This window comes from Geobacillus sp. CAMR5420 (assembly GCF_000691465.1).
Taxonomy (GTDB): domain Bacteria; phylum Bacillota; class Bacilli; order Bacillales; family Anoxybacillaceae; genus Geobacillus; species Geobacillus thermoleovorans.
In genome coordinates, this window is sequence record NZ_JHUS01000009.1 from 12,113 (window position 1) to 28,688 (window position 16,576).

Consider the following 16,576-nt stretch of genomic DNA (forward strand, 5'->3'; position numbering starts at 1 on the left):
CGTGGAGACGGCGTTTGACGACAAGGCGAAGGAAGCGCTCGCCGCGCTGTTTGAGCAGTTTTGGATCATTCGCGACCAAGAGCCGGATTTGTATCAGCTCATCCGCGAGCGTGAACATGTGTTGAAACGGTATGTGGAGGAGAAGTTTGGGTATCGACTCATCGTCCACCGCTATTTCGCCAAGCTCGAGAAAATTCCCGCCGATCCCGAGCCGTGGATGGGCATCGAGTCGTTCCAAGAGCCGCTCGATTATGCGCTGTTTTGCTGCTTGATGGCGTATTTGGAAGGCAAGGCGGTGGAGGACAAGTTTTTGCTTTCCGACGTGTGCGAAGAAATCCGCGCCATGTACCCAGGGGATTTGCCGGTCGATTGGACGAACTACGCGCATCGGCGCGCGCTCATCCGCGTGTTGAAAACGGCGGAACAAATCGGGCTCGTCCGCCGGATGGACGGGGAGATTGAAGCGTTCGCGCAACATGCGGAGGAAGAAGCGTTGTACGAAGTGCCCGTGCTCGCCCGCTATTTTATGCGTACGCATCCGAAAGATTTGCTTCGGTATGAATCGATTGAGGAGCTGATGGCCGAGGAGTGGAAAGCCTCGCCGCAAGATTATCGGCGCCATCGCCTGTACCGGAAGTTGTTTTTATCCCCGGCTGTGCATCGGACGGAAGGCGACGAGCAAGATTTTTACTACTTGCGCAACTTCCGCCATCGGCTGCGCGATGACATCGAAGCGCATACGCCGTTTCGGTACGAGTTGTACAAAAACGCCGCCATGTTGACGTTGCCTGAGCGGCAGGCGCCGTACACGACATTTCCCGACCAGAAAGGAACGTCGGAGATCATCCTTCATTTTTCTGCCTTGGTGCGCGAGCGGCTTCAGGACTATCCGCCGGATGAATACGGCCGCATTCGCTTGACGCCGGAACAGTTTTCCGCTTGGCTTGCCGATTGCCGCCGCCGTTACGGGGCGGGGTGGGGGAAAACGTACCGTGACATGTCGGCCGCCGAGCTCGTCCGCGAGGTGCTTGCGGCGCTTTGCGAATGGCGCATGGCTGATATAGAGCGCGACACAGGAATGATCGTTCTCTATCCGCTTCTCGGACGGGTGGCGGGACGGTATCCAGATGATTTTGACGCAAAAGAGGGGGAGGAACATGGCGAATCCATGGATGCTTCATCGCGCGGGACTGATTAACTTTTGGTATTACGACGAGCAATACTTTCACTTCGCTGACGGCAAGCTGCTGTTGCGGGGGAGCAACGGGGCGGGCAAGTCGGTGACGATGCAAAGCTTGATCCCGGTGCTGCTTGACGGCAAGAAGACGCCCGACCGCCTCGATCCGTTCGGCTCGCGGGCGCGGCGGATGGAAGACTACTTGCTTGGAGAAAAAGATGTCGTCAACCGCGACGAGCGAACGGGGTATTTGTTTTTGGAATACAAACGAAAAGCATCCGACCAATACGTCACAACGGGCATCGGCCTGCGGGCAAAGCGGCAAAAAAGCCTCGACTTTTGGGGGTTTGTCATTTTCGACAACCGCCGCATCGGTCATCATCTTACCTTATATAAAAAAGAAAAAACAGGAGAGAAAATCCCGCTCACTAAACGCGAGCTGGCCGCAGCGCTCGGCGCGGGCGGGACGGTCGTCGACACGCAAAAAGAGTATATGGAGCTCGTGAATAAACATGTATTTCGTTTTGAATCGCTCGAGGCGTTTCAAGAATTGATCGAACTGCTCATTCAACTGCGCAGTCCGAAGCTGTCGAAAGACTTTAAGCCGACGGTCATTTATGAGATTTTGGAAAGCTCGCTGCCTCCGTTGACTGATGACGAGCTCCGCCATCTATCGGACACGATCGAAAACATGGACCAAGCCAAGCAGCAGCTTGAGCAGCTCGAGCGTGACGAGCGGGCGTTGAAGCGCCTTTGCGATCAATACCGCCTGTACAACGAATATATGATCGCCGAAAAAGCGGCAGAATACGTAAAAGCGGTCAAGCAGGCCGAACAGCTCGCCGCCGAGCAACAACGCCTGCACGATGAAGAAGAGCGGGCGCGAACGACGCTTGATGAGCTTGAGGAGTCCATCACCCGCCTTGGCCGCGAAGAAGACGTGCTGCGAGCGCGCGAAATCGATTTGGCCGGCCACGAAGTGTTCCAGCAGGCGGAGAAGTATGAACAGCTGAAAGCTGAACAGCAGCGCCTAGAGGAACGGCGGAAGCGTCACGAACAAACGATTGCGGAAAAAGAACGACAGGAACGTCAGCACCGCCGCCGCCTCGATGAAGCGGAAGCACGGTTGGACGACCTTGAGCGGAAGCTTGAAGACGAGCTGGAGCAGCTGCGTATGGATGCCGACGAAGGATCCTTTTCCTTGCATGAAACGAACGAAGGCGACTTTCACCGCCATCGCCAAAAGGAGCAGGAGTTTTTGTTTGCCGCTTGGAAACAGGAAGCTGACCGCCATATCGAGCGGCTTGAAGGGCTGGCCCGCCTTTGGCGCAGGCATGACGAGGTGAAACAGCGCTATGAGGAAGCGAGCAGCGAAGCGGGCGAACGGCAGCGGGAAATGGACGAATGGCGCCATCAGCAGCGGAAATGGGAAGAGCTGCTCGAGCAGGAGAAAGAGCGGTTTGAACAAGCCGTGCTGGCTTGGATCGGGCAAGGAGACGTCGACATTTCCGAAGCGGATATTCAGTCGTTTTTGCAACAAATGGACTCCCTCTATGAGCAGTATTCGCTCGATGATCTGAAGCGCCCGTTCGTGCAAGCGTATTACGATGCCGTCGGGAAGAAAAAGGATGAGAAATGGCGGCTCGAGCATGACATCCGTCTGTTGGAAGAAAAACGGGCAGAACGTGAAGCCGAACTGCGCCGTTGGCGGGAACAACGCGACCCCGAGCCTGAACGGGATGAACAAACCACTGCCGCCCGGTTGGCGTTGGAGGAGAAAGGCATTCCGTTTGTCCCGCTTTATGCCGCGGTGGAATTTGTCGACGATGTGCCTGACGATGTGCGCGAGCGAATCGAATCGGCGCTTTCGCACGCGGGGCTGCTTGACGCCCTCATTACTGCTCGCGAGATCGACGTCGCCTGCGACCGTGTGCTCATTCCGAAACCGGTCCATATGGCGCACACGCTTGCTGATTATTTGCGCCCAGATGCCAATGCCCCTGTGTCAATGGAGCGGATTGACGAAGTGCTCCGAAGCATCGTCATCACCGATGCCGACCAAGAAGGCGGCATGACGATCGATGAAACGGGGCGCTATTCGCTCGGCCTTGTCCGCGGCCATGCACCGCGGGGATCGAAGGCGGCGTTCATTGGCCGTGCGGCGCGCGAGCGGTGGCGGCTTGAAAACATCGCGGCGCTGGAAGCGGAGATCGCCGCGATGGGGCAAGAGATCGACCGTCTGCGTGGGGCGCATGCGGCCGTGGAAGCGGCCATTCAAGCGCTCGCCGACTGGTTGGCGTCCTTCCCGGCGGACCGCGACGTGCGCACCGCGTTTGACGAAGCGCAAGAAGCGCGCCGCCAAGCGGAAAGCAAAGAGCGGGAATGGAAGCGGCAAGAAGAAAAAGCGGCCCTCCTTGCGCGCGAATGGAAACAAATCAAACAGCAGCTTCGTGACGAATCGGCTGAGCTTGATTTAGCCTTCACCTTGGACGGCTGCGAACAAGCCATGCTCGCCATGAAATCGTACGTCCGCCATTTGCACGAATTCGAAGTGCTTTACCGCGAAACGCGCCATACCGAAGCCGTGATCGCTCAGCAGCGCGAGCAGCTTGCGGTGCTGGAAGCGGAGATCGACGAGGCGAAAGGCGAACGAAATCGACTTCGGGATGAAACCGAGCGGCTCGCCTTGCGAATCGCGGAGATGGAGCGGACGCTCGCACAAATGGGAGCGGATGACATTCGCGCCGAAATCGCCCGCATTCAAGAACGGTTGGCGTCTTTGCGCCGCGAAATTCCGCGCCTTGTCAACGAACGGGCGCGGACGGAACAGCAGCTCATGCGCCTGGCCGAAGAACGGGAAAAAGAGGCGCGGCGGGAAGCGTTCGCCCGCGAGCTCGCCGCGATGTGGGAAAAGTCGTTTGCCCGTGAAGCGGCGCTTGGGCTTGTGGATCTTGATCGTTCCCGCTCCCTCCTGGAGCAGGCGAAAGAAGCGAAACAACGGTACGAAGCAGTGTTAAAAGAGACGCGTTCCTCGCTTCTGGCGCGGCTGAACACCGTCTTTTTCCAAGAGTCGTCCAACTTGACCGAATACCGGGCGTCCTTCGAGCCGCTGGAAGAACAAACGAAGCCCGAATGGACCGCCGCTGCCCCAGACGATGAGATGGCCATGAAAGCCGCGGACTGGCGGGAGAAACAAGAACGGCACGTCATTTACCTCGACTACAAAGGCGAGCGCGCCACGCCGTTTGCGGTGCTGGCGGAAGTGGAGCGCGACATCGTCTTGCAGCACGAGTATATGAAAGAACAAGACCGCGAGCTGTATGAGGACGTCATCTTAAAATCAGTCGGCCGCATTTTGCGCAGCCGCATTCAGCGCGCCGAACGGTGGGTGAATGATATGAATAAACTGATGGGCGGCCTCGACACATCATCAGGGCTTGTGCTGTCCATTCAATGGAAGCCGAAAACGGCGGAGACGGAAGCGGAGCTCGATACGAAAGAATTGGTGCGCCTGTTGCGGCTCGATCCGCGGCTGCTTAGAGAGGAAGATTTACAGCGAGTGACGAACCATTTCCGCTCGAAAATCGCCCGCGCCCGCGAATTGCTTGAAGAGCGCGGCCAAGGCAGCACGCTCCATCAAATCATTAAAGAAGTGCTCGACTATCGGAAATGGTTTTCCTTCACTTTGTACTATGAAAAAACAAACGAGCCGAAACGCGAGCTGACGAACCACCGCTTTTACCAATTCAGCGGTGGGGAAAAGGCGATGGCGATGTACATTCCGCTTTTCGCCGCGGCGTATTCGCGCTACCAAGAAGCGGGCGATGATGCCCCGTACATCATTTCGCTCGACGAGGCGTTCGCCGGCGTCGATGAAAACAACATCCGCAACCTGTTCGGACTTGTCGAACAGCTCGGCTTTAACTACATCATGAACTCGCAGGCGCTTTGGGGCGACTACGACACCGTGCCCGCGTTGTCCATTTGCGAACTCGTCCGCCCGCGCAATGCGTCGTTTGTGACCGTCATTCATTACCGTTGGAACGGCCGCGTCAAACAGCTGATGGTCAATGATAAAGAATGGGAGACGATCGAGACGTGAGCACGGCCAAGGAGGCGGCTGCCTTTTTCCGCTCTGAACCGGGCTTCCGCCGTCTGTTTATCGAGATGAAGCACAAGTACGAGTCGCTCGGCCGCGTCGGCGGCGCGGTGTCTTTAGAGGCGTTCACCGATGAAGAGCGGGAGGCGGTGGCCGCCTTTTTCGGCAAAGACGTCTCCCGCGTCTCCCTTATCGCGTTTGAAAAACAGCTCGGACAGACGAGGTTTGCGGGCGTTGGGCTTGTTGAGCTGCTTGAACAGTATTTCGGCGCCCCGCTTGTCTCAAACAAAGAACGGCGCCAGGCGGAGGAAGAGGAACGGGATCGTTTTTTTGCGCGTCTGACCGAGGAGCATCATTGGGTTGAGTCGGTCCGCCCTCAGCGCTTCGTCCAAACGGCGTACGAAACCGACCGCCGCAGCCTGGAGGAGGCCATCCGCCTTGTCAGCGCGGCTCTCGGCCGCCTCCCGCTCCCGTCATACATGCGCCTCCCGCTCTTTGCCCAGCAAGTGGCGGGCGACCCGCATGCGTTCGATTTGTCCACGCTACCGGGGAGATTGTTGCTTTCGGCATTGCAAGCGACCGTGCCCGGGGATTGGGACATGGCATCTGTAGAGAGCGTCAACGAGTTGCTCCAGTCCGTCGGCTTGCTCCGTGAGGATATCCTGAACTTTGTCACATGCGCCAACATTCTTGCTGAAACCAAGGACGGACCGCATCCTGTTTTCTCCGCTGCCTGGGAGGCGAACACAGCGCTGAACATGCCGCTTAGAGATGTGCTGTCGCTTGTCCGCGCCCGCCCTGCCCATGGGGGGACGGTGTACATTGTCGAAAACGCGGGCGTCTTTTCGACGTTGCTTGACACCCGCGCCCCGCTTGTCAGCACGAACGGGCAAATGAACTTGGCGACGATGAAGCTGCTCGATCTTCTCGCCTCTTCAGGCGCCAAGCTGTATTACTCCGGCGACTTCGACCCAGAGGGATTGGCCATGGCGGAGCGGCTGCAGGAGCGGTATGGACAGGCCGTCACCCTTTGGCGCTTTTCCGTCGAGGATTATAGGGCCGCCAACCCTGTCGTCGACCTCACCCCCGAGCGCCTCGCCAAGCTCGCATCCGTAACGTCGACGCCGCTGCAGCCGCTGAAAGAGGAGATGGCGGAAACGAAAAAAGCGGGGTATCAAGAGGCAATTATCGGGAGGCTGACAGAGGATATCAACGGGTAGTCCATCCACGAGCCAGAGAAGGAGCCCGGAGCGATCGGGTCTCCTTCCTAAAAAGTTACATTCATGAGAAGGAATTGCGTCGCGTAGAGCGAATACATATCGTGAATTCCATGTCGCAAGGAGGGGAAACGTGGCCAAACAGCGAATCGATCACGACCGGTTGTTCAAAGAGCTGCTGTCGACGTTTTTCGAAGAGTTTTTGCTTCTTTTCTTTCCCAACGTGTACGAGCACATCGACGTTCACCGCCTTTCTTTCCTCACAGAAGAACTGTTTACCGACGTGACGGCCGGAGAGAAGCACCGCGTCGATTTGTTGGTGGAAACGAAGATGAAAGGGGAAGATGGGCTCGTCATTGTTCATGTCGAACACCAAAGCTACGCACAGCGGACCTTCCCCGAGCGAATGTTCCTCTACTTCAGCCGCTTGTTTCAAAAATACCGCCGCCGTATTGTTCCGATCGCCATCTTCAGCTATGATGAACACCACGATGAACCTTCCTCATTGGTCGTCCAGTTTCCGTTCTTGACCGTTCTCGATTTTCGTTACTTGACGGTGGAGCTGCGCAAACTGCCGTGGCGCGCGTACATCCGCCATGACAATCCCGTCGCCGCTGCCTTGTTAAGCAAAATGGGGTATAATGAAGAAGAAAAGGTCGAAGTGAAAAAAGAATTTTTGCGCATGCTCGTCCGCCTTGAGCTCGATGAGGCGAAACAGCGGCTGTTGTTCGGTTTTTTTGAAACGTATTTGCGGTTGTCCGAAGAGGAGGAAGTCAAACTGCGAAACGAGGTGAGCCAAATGGAGACGAAGGAGGCGAAGCAAGTGATGGAGCTCATCGTCTCGTACGAACAGCGGGGAATGGAAAAGGGAATCGAGAAGGGAATCGAACAAGGGGTCAAACAAGGGATCAAACAAGGTATTAAACAAGGGCGCCAACAAGGGATTGAGGAAGGGAAGCTCGACGTGGTGAAGAGAATGCTGGCGAAAGGGTATGATGTCGACACGATCCACGAACTGACCGGACTGCCGATGGAGAAGATTGAAAGGATGAAGGGGTGAGACGGCTCTTCGCCGTCAAGCCCCACATTGTCGTCGACCCCAAATCGTGCCAAAACCCCGGGGGATCGACGACAATGTTCTTTTGCGCCAAAATCCTACAGCCAACACGGCTGAACGATATTGACAGAATATTTGAAACGTGATATTCTGAAAACAGCCAAAAGGGGAAAAGCTTGATTTTATGCGCATTGTGTGGGGTTTTTATCGTACCTATGAGGGATTGAAACCTTGCATGAGTATCGCGGGCAAGAAATTTTCGTCCGTTTTTATCGTACCTATGAGGGATTGAAACTTGGAAATAGTGATAAGGAATTCCGAGACGTTGACAGTTTTTATCGCACCTATGAGGGATTGAAACCGAAAAAAGGCAGTTTTCTGCCGTATAACAACAGCGTTTTTATCGTACCTACAAGGGATGAGACCTGTGCCGGTGTACCAAAATATTTGTGTTACCCGTGGTGCTATATAGATGCACCTTGAAAAGTTAACTTCTGGATTACACTGCACACCCTAGGCGTTGTAGCACTTCCTTAGGGCGTTCGTGGATGTAGTCCACAAACCGGGCAATGGCTTGGGCGATATCGTTTTGATCTTTGTGAAACACATTGGCAATGACAGTGTCTTTCAGCCATTTCCACAAGCGTTCGATCGGGTTCAGTTGCGGAGAATACGGAGGAAGGTAAATGAAGTGAAAACTCCGTCCTTCTTCCCGCAAAAACTCTCTCACCGTTTTGGCATGATGAATTCGGGCGTTATCCAGCACCAAGACGATGAGACGATCCGGGTAACGCTCTTTGAGAACCCGCAGGAAATCCAAAAACGTTGTCGCATTGGCCGCTCCTGCTTGATAAAGAACTGTTTCGCCATCATGGACGTTAACGGCGTCAAACAGCGATACGTGAGCATGATGGCCGAACGTCGGCACTTGCTTTTGACGGCCAACCTCTGACCATGTCGTACGCAACACATGATACGATCGGATATGCGTTTCATCGATGTACAACAGGACGGAATCTGGATCGATTAAGTTTTTTTTATTAGATCCATTTGTTTTTCGAAGTGTTTTTGCCGATCCGGATCTCCTTTCGCCAACGTGTAAGTCGGCCGGGTCCACGAAAGCCCTTTTCGATGCAAGAGTTTTCGCAAGGCTTCGCGGGACATGGAGATGCCATAATGGTGGTGTACATAGGATTGAAGGATCTTCGTATTCCACGCCGAAGCGATGTCCCAGCCCAGCTCCGCGGGTGTCGTGGTCAACACAAGGTGTTTGATCTCTTCCTGCTGTTCTTCGGTGAGAAACGGCTCTCGCCCAGGGGCAAAATCCCGATGAAGCAGGAGTTCCAGGCCCCCTTCGTTAAACAGCGACACATAATGGGAAACGGTTTGGCGGCACACGTTGACCATGGAGGCCACGTCTTTGCCCAAATAGCCTTCCATGACCAGGCGGACGGCCATCACACGTTGGCGAAGAAGGGTGTTTTTGATTTTCCGTTCCTGTTTGCGAAGTGTCCGAGGTGTCCATCCGTGATCGTTGGTGATTTTGAGACGTTTCATGCAGAATTCCGCTCCTTTCCCATGCTTTTCCTTAGGAGCAGTATAACCAGAGTGGGCACCGCTTATGCGAAGGTTAACTTTTCAATGAGCATGTATATAGAATTATGTAAAAATTAATAAATGTTAATATAAAAAATAAGATTTTGCTTATTTTCGAAAATGGTTAGGAGTTGTAAAAATGGACTATCGTTTTCATCCATTGGGTGATAACGCAGTAATAATTGAACTGGGCGAAGATATTAATTTAGAGACTCATCAAAAGGTAAACATGGTTACAACCTTGTTTGATGAACAGCCATTCGAGTGGATGATCGAATATGTTCCTGCATTTACAACAGTAACTGTGTTTTATGATCCGTTAAAGATTTCGGATTTTAGCTCTTATACACTCCCGTATGATTACGTTTGCGGGCAATTAAAACCCTTATTGGAATCGCTTAAGATCGGTGAATTTTCATCTGAAAGGATCGTGGAGATTCCGGTTTGTTACGGAGGAGAGCTAGGTCCTGATTTGGAATATGTTGCGGAATATAATGGCCTCACGCCTGAAGAAGTCATTCATATCCATTCCAGCGGTGATTATTTAGTGTATATGATCGGATTTGCCCCTGGATTTCCATACATAGGAGGCATGTCGGAGAAAATTGCCACACCGCGAAGAGAATCTCCGCGATTAAAAATTCCTGCGGGTTCTGTTGGCATTGCTGGTAAACAGACCGGTATTTATCCGATCGAAACGCCAGGGGGATGGCAGCTTATTGGCCGAACACCGTTAAAGCTGTTTCGTCCTGATGACGAATCCCCTAGCTTATTAAAGGCGGGGGATAAAATCCGATTTATACCCATCACTACAGAAGAATACGAACAATGGAAGGAGGACGACAGTGATAAAAATCATTAAGCCGGGCCTCCTTACGACCATTCAGGATTTAGGAAGATACGGTTTTCAAAAATTTGGAGTGATTGTAAGCGGGGTAATGGACTCACTTTCACACAGAATTGCAAATCTATTAGTGGGTAACGAAGAAAATGCCCCTACTTTAGAAATAACGATGGTTGGTCCTGTTATTGAATTTGAAAGGGATATACTAATATCCATTTGCGGGGGAGATTTATCACCTTCTATTGATGGAAAATTTGTTCCGTTATGGCGGCCGGTTTTTGTAAAGAAAGGTAGTCAGCTTCGTTTTGGACAATGTAAAGCAGGCTGCCGAAGCTATCTAGCTGTTGCGGGAGGATTCGATGTTCCGCGTGTAATGGGGAGTGCATCCACCTACCTTAGAGCGGGCATCGGCGGATTTAAAGGACGTCCATTACAAGCCGGGGACGAATTAAAATTATCTCCCCCTAATAATCGATCTATCCGAATGATCCATGATTTTTCTTCAAAACTAGGAGATCGAAAGTTTGTAGGGACGAAATGGTCGGTATCTGCTGAATTTATTCCCATTTCTAATAAAATCCCTTCCATTCGGGTAATAAAAGGGAGACAATACCATTTATTTTCAAAAGAAAGTCAAAAAAGTTTTTTTCGTGAACCATTTGAAATTACAACCCAATCCGACCGGATGGGATATCGTTTGAAAGGCCCCATTTTGTCGTTAACATCCGCGGAAGAAATGATTTCGGAAGCCGTAAATTTTGGTACCATTCAGGTTCCGCCTGATGGAAATCCGATTGTGCTTCTAGCTGACCGGCAAACGACAGGCGGTTATCCGAAAATCGGACAAGTTGCCACCGTGGATTTACCATACATCGCCCAATTAAAACCGGGTGACAAAATAAAGTTTGTTGAAGTTTCTCATGAAGAAGCACAAAGACTTTATTTAGAAAGAGAAAGAGAGATCCAACAACTGAAACGAGCATTATCAATAAAATGGAAAGGAGAAATGTAACATGCATGTTGTCGATTTGAACTGTGATATGGGAGAGAGCTTTGGTGCTTATAAAATGGGGAGAGACGAAGAAATTTTAGATTATGTTACATCAGCCAATATCGCTTGTGGTTTCCATGCGGGCGATCCGTCAACGATGAGGAAAACAGTCCGTTTAGCCCTTGAAAAAAACGTCGGAATTGGCGCTCATCCCGGATTTCAAGATTTAGTGGGATTTGGTAGAAGAAACATCGATATTACTCCTCAGGAAGCTTACGAGATTGTTGTTTATCAAATTGGCGCCTTATATGCATTTGTAAAATCTGAAGGTGGAAAGCTTCAGCATGTAAAGCCGCATGGAGCATTATATAATATTGCCGCTAAAAACGCTGCGATTGCTCAAGCCATTGCAGAAGCGGTTTATAAAGTAGATCCGGAATTAATCTTGTTAGGACTAGCGGGTGGAGAGCTTGTCAAAGCGGGAAAAAAAATCGGTCTTAAAACCGCTAGTGAAGTGTTCTCTGACCGCACTTACCAAGAGGATGGGTCCTTAACATCAAGACGGGAAGCGAATGCTCTCATCAAAGACCATGACGTAGCTTGCCAGCAAGTTATTCGTATGGTAAAAGAAGGGAAAGTTACATCTCTTCAAGGGAAAGATGTATCGATTCAAGCTGATACGATCTGCATACACGGAGATGGGGAACATGCATTAGACTTTGCAAAATACATACGTAAAGCGTTGAAGGAAGCCAATATTACAGTTACAAAACTTGGTGATTTTCTAAAATAAAGATTCATAGGTTCTTAGGGGGATAGAAAATGCAGCAAAAAAAGAATATAAGTGTACTTTTAGGTGCGGCGTTTTTGATGGCTACTTCGGCCATCGGTCCTGGATTTTTGACACAAACGACGCACTTCACACAAGCGCTTGCAGCAAGCTTCGGATTTGTTATTTTAATGTCCATAATTATTGATATTGGAGCACAAATGAACATTTGGCGCATTATGGCGGTCGCAGAAAAAAGAGCTCAAGATATTGCCAACGAAGTATTGCCGGGATTGGGATATTTTCTTGCTGCACTTATTGTAGCCGGCGGTCTTGCATTTAACATTGGAAACATTGCTGGTGCTGGATTAGGGATCAATGTATTATTCGGGCTTTCACCTGAAATGGGGGCATTATTGAGCGGGATCGTCGCGATCGCTATTTTTATCGTACGGGAAGCTGGAAAAATGATGGACCGCTTCGCTCAATTGATGGGTTTTGTCATGATTGCTCTAACGTTATATGTGATGTTTACAGCTAAGCCCCCTATCGGAGAAGCAGTGGTAAAAACCTTTGTTCCAGATACGATCGATGTTCTTGCTATTGTTACACTTGTTGGCGGAACGGTTGGAGGATATATTACGTTTGCGGGCGGGCACCGCTTATTAGATGCTGGAATAAAAGGAAAGGAAGCACTTCCTGAGGTGACCCGTAGTTCGATTTCAGGAATCGGTATTGCATCTATCATGCGAATTTTCTTATTTTTGGCATCTTTAGGTATTGTCGCGCAAGGGTTAACCCTTGATCCTTCTAACCCTCCGGCATCCGTATTTAAATTAGCTGCAGGCAATATTGGTTACAAAATATTCGGAGTGGTTATGTGGGCAGCAGCCATTACTTCCGTTGTAGGCGCCGCGTATACATCGGTCTCATTTATTCGTACATTTCATCCAATTTTGGAAAAGTACCACAAGCGGATTATTATCGGATTCATTGCCATTTCAACGTTAGTTTTCGTTTTAGTCGGAAGACCAGTAAAAATCTTAATTTTAGTAGGCTCATTAAACGGTCTGATCTTACCAATTTCTTTAGGCGTGATGTTAGTGGCGGCATACAGAACAAAAATTGTCGGAGATTACAAACATCCATTATGGATGACCATTTTTGGCGTTATTATTGTGATCGCTATGGCTTATATGGGTGTTTACTCTTTAATTGATGGTATACCAAAACTATTTGAATAAGAATAGAGGGGGATCATGATGCCTTCTGTTGCGACAATGAGTCCTGCGGAGGCTCGGGAAATGATACGAAATAATGAGTGGATGAAACCAACAGCGGGTGTAGCCAATGGCTACACTCAAGCTAATTTAGTAGTTTTGCCAAAAGAATTGGCGTTTGAATTTCTTTTATTTTGCCAACGCAATCCTAAACCGTGTCCTGTATTAGATGTGACTGAACCTGGATCATGGGTTCCTACTTTAGTGGCACCGGAAGCTGATTTGCGCGTGGATCTTCCAAAGTACCGAATTTACCGAAATGGTGAATTAACAGAAGAAAGAACAGATATTCTCGATCTTTGGAATGAAAGTATGGTCGGGTTTCTAATAGGATGCAGTTTTACGTTTGAGTATGCTTTGATCAATAACGGCATTCCCGTCCGCCATATTGAAGAAAATCGCAATGTTCCGATGTATAAAACTAATATTCCATGCGTAAAAGCAGGACGGTTTGAAGGGCCAATGGTTGTCAGTATGCGCCCTATTCCAGAGAAAGATGTCGTAAGGGCGGTCCAAGTGACAAGCCGTTTCCCTTCTGTTCACGGAGCCCCTATTCACATAGGCAATCCGGATCGTATTGGAATTAAGGATATTCATAAGCCTGATTTCGGTGATCCTGTGACGATACGGGAAGGAGAAATTCCTGTGTTTTGGGCTTGCGGAGTTACTCCTCAAGCGGTCGCGATGCTAGTGAAGCCGGAGATCATGATTACCCATGCTCCAGGACATATGTTTATTACCGATTTACGTGATGAACAGTTTGGAGTTTTATAACATGAAATTGACATTTTCGTCAATTCAATGGTTCATTTTCATTTTAGCAGGGAGTGTGGTCGCCCCGTTAGCCATCGGTGAGGCTTTCGGGCTTTCTCTAAGGGAAATAGCGGGTTTTGTACAAAGAACTTTTTTCGTCATCGGTTTTGTTTCGATCATTCAAAGTGTTTTTGGCCACCGAATGCCTATTGCGGAAGGCCCTGCTGTTTTATGGTGGGGAGTTTTCCTCGTTTTTTTAGGTTTAAATGGAACAAATGATGGAACTGATGATGTTTTACAAAGTATTGAGCTTGGTCTTACGATCAGCGGCCTCTTGTTCATTTTGTTAAGTGTTTTCAACATCATTCAATATGTTAAAAATCTTTTTACTCCTATCGTCACTGGCACTTATTTTATTTTATTAGTAGCCCAAATCAGCGGCTCATTTGTCAAAGGGATATTAGGGGTTGACTACAAGGGACCTGGAATAGATTGGAGAGTATCTGTTACTGCCATATTTACGGCGGTCATCACCATTCTTTTTTCTAAAAGCCGCTTAAAATGGGTCAGTAGCTATTCTGTATTATTTGGAATGTTAATTGGATGGGGACTGTTTTCCTTATTCAAGCTGACGGAACCGCATGAATTTGAATTGGATAAATGGATTCAAATCCCAAAAGTACTTGCGTGGGGAATGCCGAAAGCAGATTCGGGGGTTATTGTGACTTCGATATTTGTGACTTTATTATTACCCGTGGTGCTAGTTGAGCGTCAGCGCTCAACTAGCCCTAGTGTGACCAGGGAATACGCCAACAAGATGCCATCGAGTGCCACTTCAACTCCGATCATGGAATTTGCTCGGATCCCTGTGATCCGGTATTGGTCAACCAGAACCGAGAACACCGTCTCGATCACTTTGCGTTTTTGTTGGATCCATTTCTCCTATGCTTCGGACCAGCAATGTTTCTGGTTTTTTCGAGACGGAGTCCAAAGCGCCATTTGGTATTCTTCGTACAGCCTTTTTTGCAAGTCACGGCTAATGAATCCTTTGTCCCCAAAGTTTAGGGATGAGGAATTTGGGTCATCACGCTTTCGGCTGCGATTCGATCGTGGCAAGATGCTTCCGTTACCACATAGCCCATGGGCAACCCTTGATCGGTCACTTGAAGGTGCAGCTTCAACCCATAGTACCATTGCTGTTTGGAAGCGCAATACCCGATGTCGGCGATCTCTTGAAATCGTTTGACGCGATGCATTCTTGCGGTATGGCACAACGGGAGCGGCAAGCTGTCGACCGACGGCATAGCATGATGTTGGCCGCGTTTTGCTCACGATGGCGATCCATTTGATAGCGAAGCCAAGCGCCCGGCAGCGCGGTTATACCGGGAACGTTCGAGAAACGAGCCGTTTGTGAACAAATTTCCCGTGACAAAACGATGCCATGCCCGTTCGGAAGTAAAACCGAGCAACTTTCCTAAAAGATGAATCGCGATGACTACGGCGTCTTCCTGTTTGACCAAATGGCGGTTGCGGCGCTGTAGGTACATCTGAATCGATGACAGTTGGGCAGAGACAAAAAAGAAAATGGCAGCATATTGCTTTTGAATCTTGGCTCGATCTGTAGTAAGTGGAGACGAATTTATTTTATAAGGGCAAAGGACGGCACTCAACAAGGAAGGGCAGGATAAAATATGAGATTGACAGTGACCATGAGCGGACGGCAAGGGACGGTTTCCTTGCCGTTGCATTATCAGCATTTGTTGCAAGGATTATTGTACCGTTCGTTAGAGAATGAACAATTAGCCGCGTTTTTGCATGACAAAGGATTCCGTCACGGGAAACGGTCATTTAAACTCTTCACATTTAGCCGTTTATTTGGAACGCATCAAGTGAATCGAGAAAGGAAAACAATTCATTTTTTGGGGGATTTCCAATGGCATATCGACACCGTTCTCCCAGAACTGACTCAACAACTTGGGCAGCGATTCTTGTTGCAGAGAGAGATTGAGCTTTACGGACAGTTGATCGAAGTGAAAAGTGTCAAAATGGAGAACATCGACATACGCGAAAACGAAATAAACATTGTCATGCTCTCTCCATTGACCGTATATAGCACATATGAAACGTTCGATGGAAGAAAGAAAACGCAATTTTTTGATCCCGATGATGAGGTGTTCCCCCACCTGATTGAATTGAATTTCCGTCATAAATATGAAGCATACTACGGTGTTCCGCCGACGGAAAGACTGTTGATCGAGCCGATTCACGTTCATCATCGTCATCGTGTGGTGACGATGTTCAAGAATATATATATTACAGGATGGCTTGGCTATTACCGCCTCTGTTCTTCGCCAGAACAGTTGACATTTTTATATCATGTTGGTCTAGGCGGCCGAAATTCACAAGGATTTGGCATGTTTCGCGTCAAAAGTGGATAAACGAGTCATGGGATTGTCGTCGACCTCCAATCGTGCCAAAACCCCGGGGGATCGACGACAATGGTTTTTGGTGGTTCAGACTTACAGCCATCGAGGTTGAAGGTTATTGACAGAATTTTTGAAATGTGGTATTCTGAAAACAGCGCTAGATCGAAATGTTTGATGCGACAAGCATTTTTGGGGTTTTTATCGTACCTATGAGGGATTGAAACTGAAATTGAATATGTGCCATCACGAGTGTTGATTATCCAAAATTAGACATACGCCTTCCATAAATTTGGGCATACTCAAACAAAGCAGCGGCCATCCCGGATTTCCAATCGAGAGGAAGCTGCCCAGAGAAAAAACGGCGAAC

12 protein-coding genes and 2 pseudogenes are annotated in these 16,576 nt (G+C 49.7%); 11 read left to right on the forward strand and 3 right to left on the reverse strand.

Annotated elements, in window-relative coordinates; genetic code table 11:
* Position 1 precedes the first annotated feature (1 nt).
* From DI44_RS14455 to DI44_RS14440, 4 genes are all read left to right on the forward strand, one after another.
* A complete protein-coding gene (locus tag DI44_RS14455) occupies positions 2-1,198 on the forward strand; it encodes a TIGR02678 family protein (protein WP_033024568.1) in 1,197 nt (398 codons plus the stop codon).
* A complete protein-coding gene (locus DI44_RS14450) occupies positions 1,158-5,279 on the forward strand; it encodes a TIGR02680 family protein (RefSeq protein ID WP_033024569.1) in 4,122 nt (1,373 codons plus the stop codon). Before DI44_RS14455 ends, DI44_RS14450 begins: the two co-directional genes overlap by 41 nt.
* Positions 5,276-6,496, forward strand: a complete 1,221-nt coding sequence (locus DI44_RS14445; RefSeq protein WP_033024570.1) for a TIGR02679 family protein — start codon at positions 5,276-5,278, stop codon at positions 6,494-6,496. Before DI44_RS14450 ends, DI44_RS14445 begins: the two co-directional genes overlap by 4 nt.
* Before the next feature lie 130 nt (positions 6,497-6,626).
* Entirely contained in the window at positions 6,627-7,553 is a 927-nt protein-coding gene (locus DI44_RS14440) for an Rpn family recombination-promoting nuclease/putative transposase (RefSeq protein WP_033024571.1), read from the forward strand.
* A 496-nt stretch (positions 7,554-8,049) separates the two neighbouring features.
* Here the strand turns inward: DI44_RS14440 and DI44_RS19065 are convergent, their stop codons facing one another.
* Together DI44_RS19065 and DI44_RS19070 are read right to left on the reverse strand one after the other, a co-directional pair.
* Positions 8,050-8,556 carry an IS630 family transposase gene (locus DI44_RS19065; protein WP_241766359.1) on the reverse strand — a complete coding sequence of 169 codons (507 nt, stop codon included), beginning with the start codon at positions 8,554-8,556 and terminating at the stop codon, positions 8,050-8,052.
* Positions 8,557-8,576: 20 nt separating this feature from the next.
* A complete protein-coding gene (locus DI44_RS19070; protein ID WP_033024574.1) occupies positions 8,577-9,107 on the reverse strand; it encodes a winged helix-turn-helix domain-containing protein in 531 nt (176 codons plus the stop codon).
* A 178-nt stretch (positions 9,108-9,285) separates the two neighbouring features.
* Here DI44_RS19070 and pxpB point away from each other — a divergent pair, with 178 nt between their 5' ends.
* From pxpB to DI44_RS17705, 6 genes and pseudogenes are all read left to right on the forward strand, one after another.
* On the forward strand, positions 9,286-10,008 hold the full coding sequence (pxpB, locus tag DI44_RS14425) for a 5-oxoprolinase subunit PxpB (protein WP_033024578.1): 723 nt from the start codon (positions 9,286-9,288) through the stop codon (positions 10,006-10,008).
* On the forward strand, positions 9,992-11,002 hold the full coding sequence (locus DI44_RS14420) for a biotin-dependent carboxyltransferase family protein (protein ID WP_033024579.1): 1,011 nt from the start codon (positions 9,992-9,994) through the stop codon (positions 11,000-11,002). Before pxpB ends, DI44_RS14420 begins: the two co-directional genes overlap by 17 nt.
* 1 nt (position 11,003) lies before the next feature.
* On the forward strand, positions 11,004-11,774 hold the full coding sequence (gene pxpA / locus DI44_RS14415) for a 5-oxoprolinase subunit PxpA (RefSeq protein ID WP_033024580.1): 771 nt from the start codon (positions 11,004-11,006) through the stop codon (positions 11,772-11,774).
* Between the two features lie 29 nt (positions 11,775-11,803).
* Positions 11,804-12,994, forward strand: a complete 1,191-nt coding sequence (locus DI44_RS14410) for an NRAMP family divalent metal transporter (protein ID WP_033024581.1) — start codon at positions 11,804-11,806, stop codon at positions 12,992-12,994.
* Positions 12,995-13,030: 36 nt separating this feature from the next.
* Positions 13,031-13,804 (forward strand): putative hydro-lyase, encoded by a 774-nt coding sequence (locus DI44_RS14405; RefSeq protein WP_241766360.1) that lies wholly within the window; start codon positions 13,031-13,033, stop codon positions 13,802-13,804.
* Between the two features lies 1 nt (position 13,805).
* Positions 13,806-14,519: pseudogene (locus tag DI44_RS17705) on the forward strand (purine/pyrimidine permease); the annotation flags it as partial.
* A gap of 35 nt (positions 14,520-14,554) precedes the next feature.
* Here the strand turns inward: DI44_RS17705 and DI44_RS0116880 are convergent.
* Positions 14,555-15,426, reverse strand: a pseudogene (locus tag DI44_RS0116880) (IS982 family transposase).
* A gap of 48 nt (positions 15,427-15,474) precedes the next feature.
* On the opposite strand from DI44_RS0116880, the gene cas6 reads away from it, so the two are divergent.
* Entirely contained in the window at positions 15,475-16,221 is a 747-nt protein-coding gene (gene cas6 / locus DI44_RS14400) for a CRISPR-associated endoribonuclease Cas6 (RefSeq protein WP_033024587.1), read from the forward strand.
* Positions 16,222-16,576: the final 355 nt, after the last annotated feature.

Bases quoted from the DNA above. Each gene is read 5' to 3' on its own strand.
- DI44_RS14410 (WP_033024581.1), top strand. From the start codon at position 11,804: ATGCAGCAAAAAAAGAATATAAGTGTACTTTTAGGTGCGGCGTTTTTG.
- DI44_RS14405 (WP_241766360.1), top strand. From the start codon at position 13,031: ATGAGTCCTGCGGAGGCTCGGGAAATGATACGAAATAATGAGTGGATG.
- DI44_RS14450 (WP_033024569.1), top strand. From the start codon at position 1,158: ATGGCGAATCCATGGATGCTTCATCGCGCGGGACTGATTAACTTTTGG.
- pxpB (WP_033024578.1), top strand. From the start codon at position 9,286: ATGGACTATCGTTTTCATCCATTGGGTGATAACGCAGTAATAATTGAA.
- cas6 (WP_033024587.1), top strand. From the start codon at position 15,475: ATGAGATTGACAGTGACCATGAGCGGACGGCAAGGGACGGTTTCCTTG.
- pxpA (WP_033024580.1), top strand. From the start codon at position 11,004: ATGCATGTTGTCGATTTGAACTGTGATATGGGAGAGAGCTTTGGTGCT.
- DI44_RS19070 (WP_033024574.1), bottom strand. From the start codon at position 9,107: ATGAAACGTCTCAAAATCACCAACGATCACGGATGGACACCTCGGACA.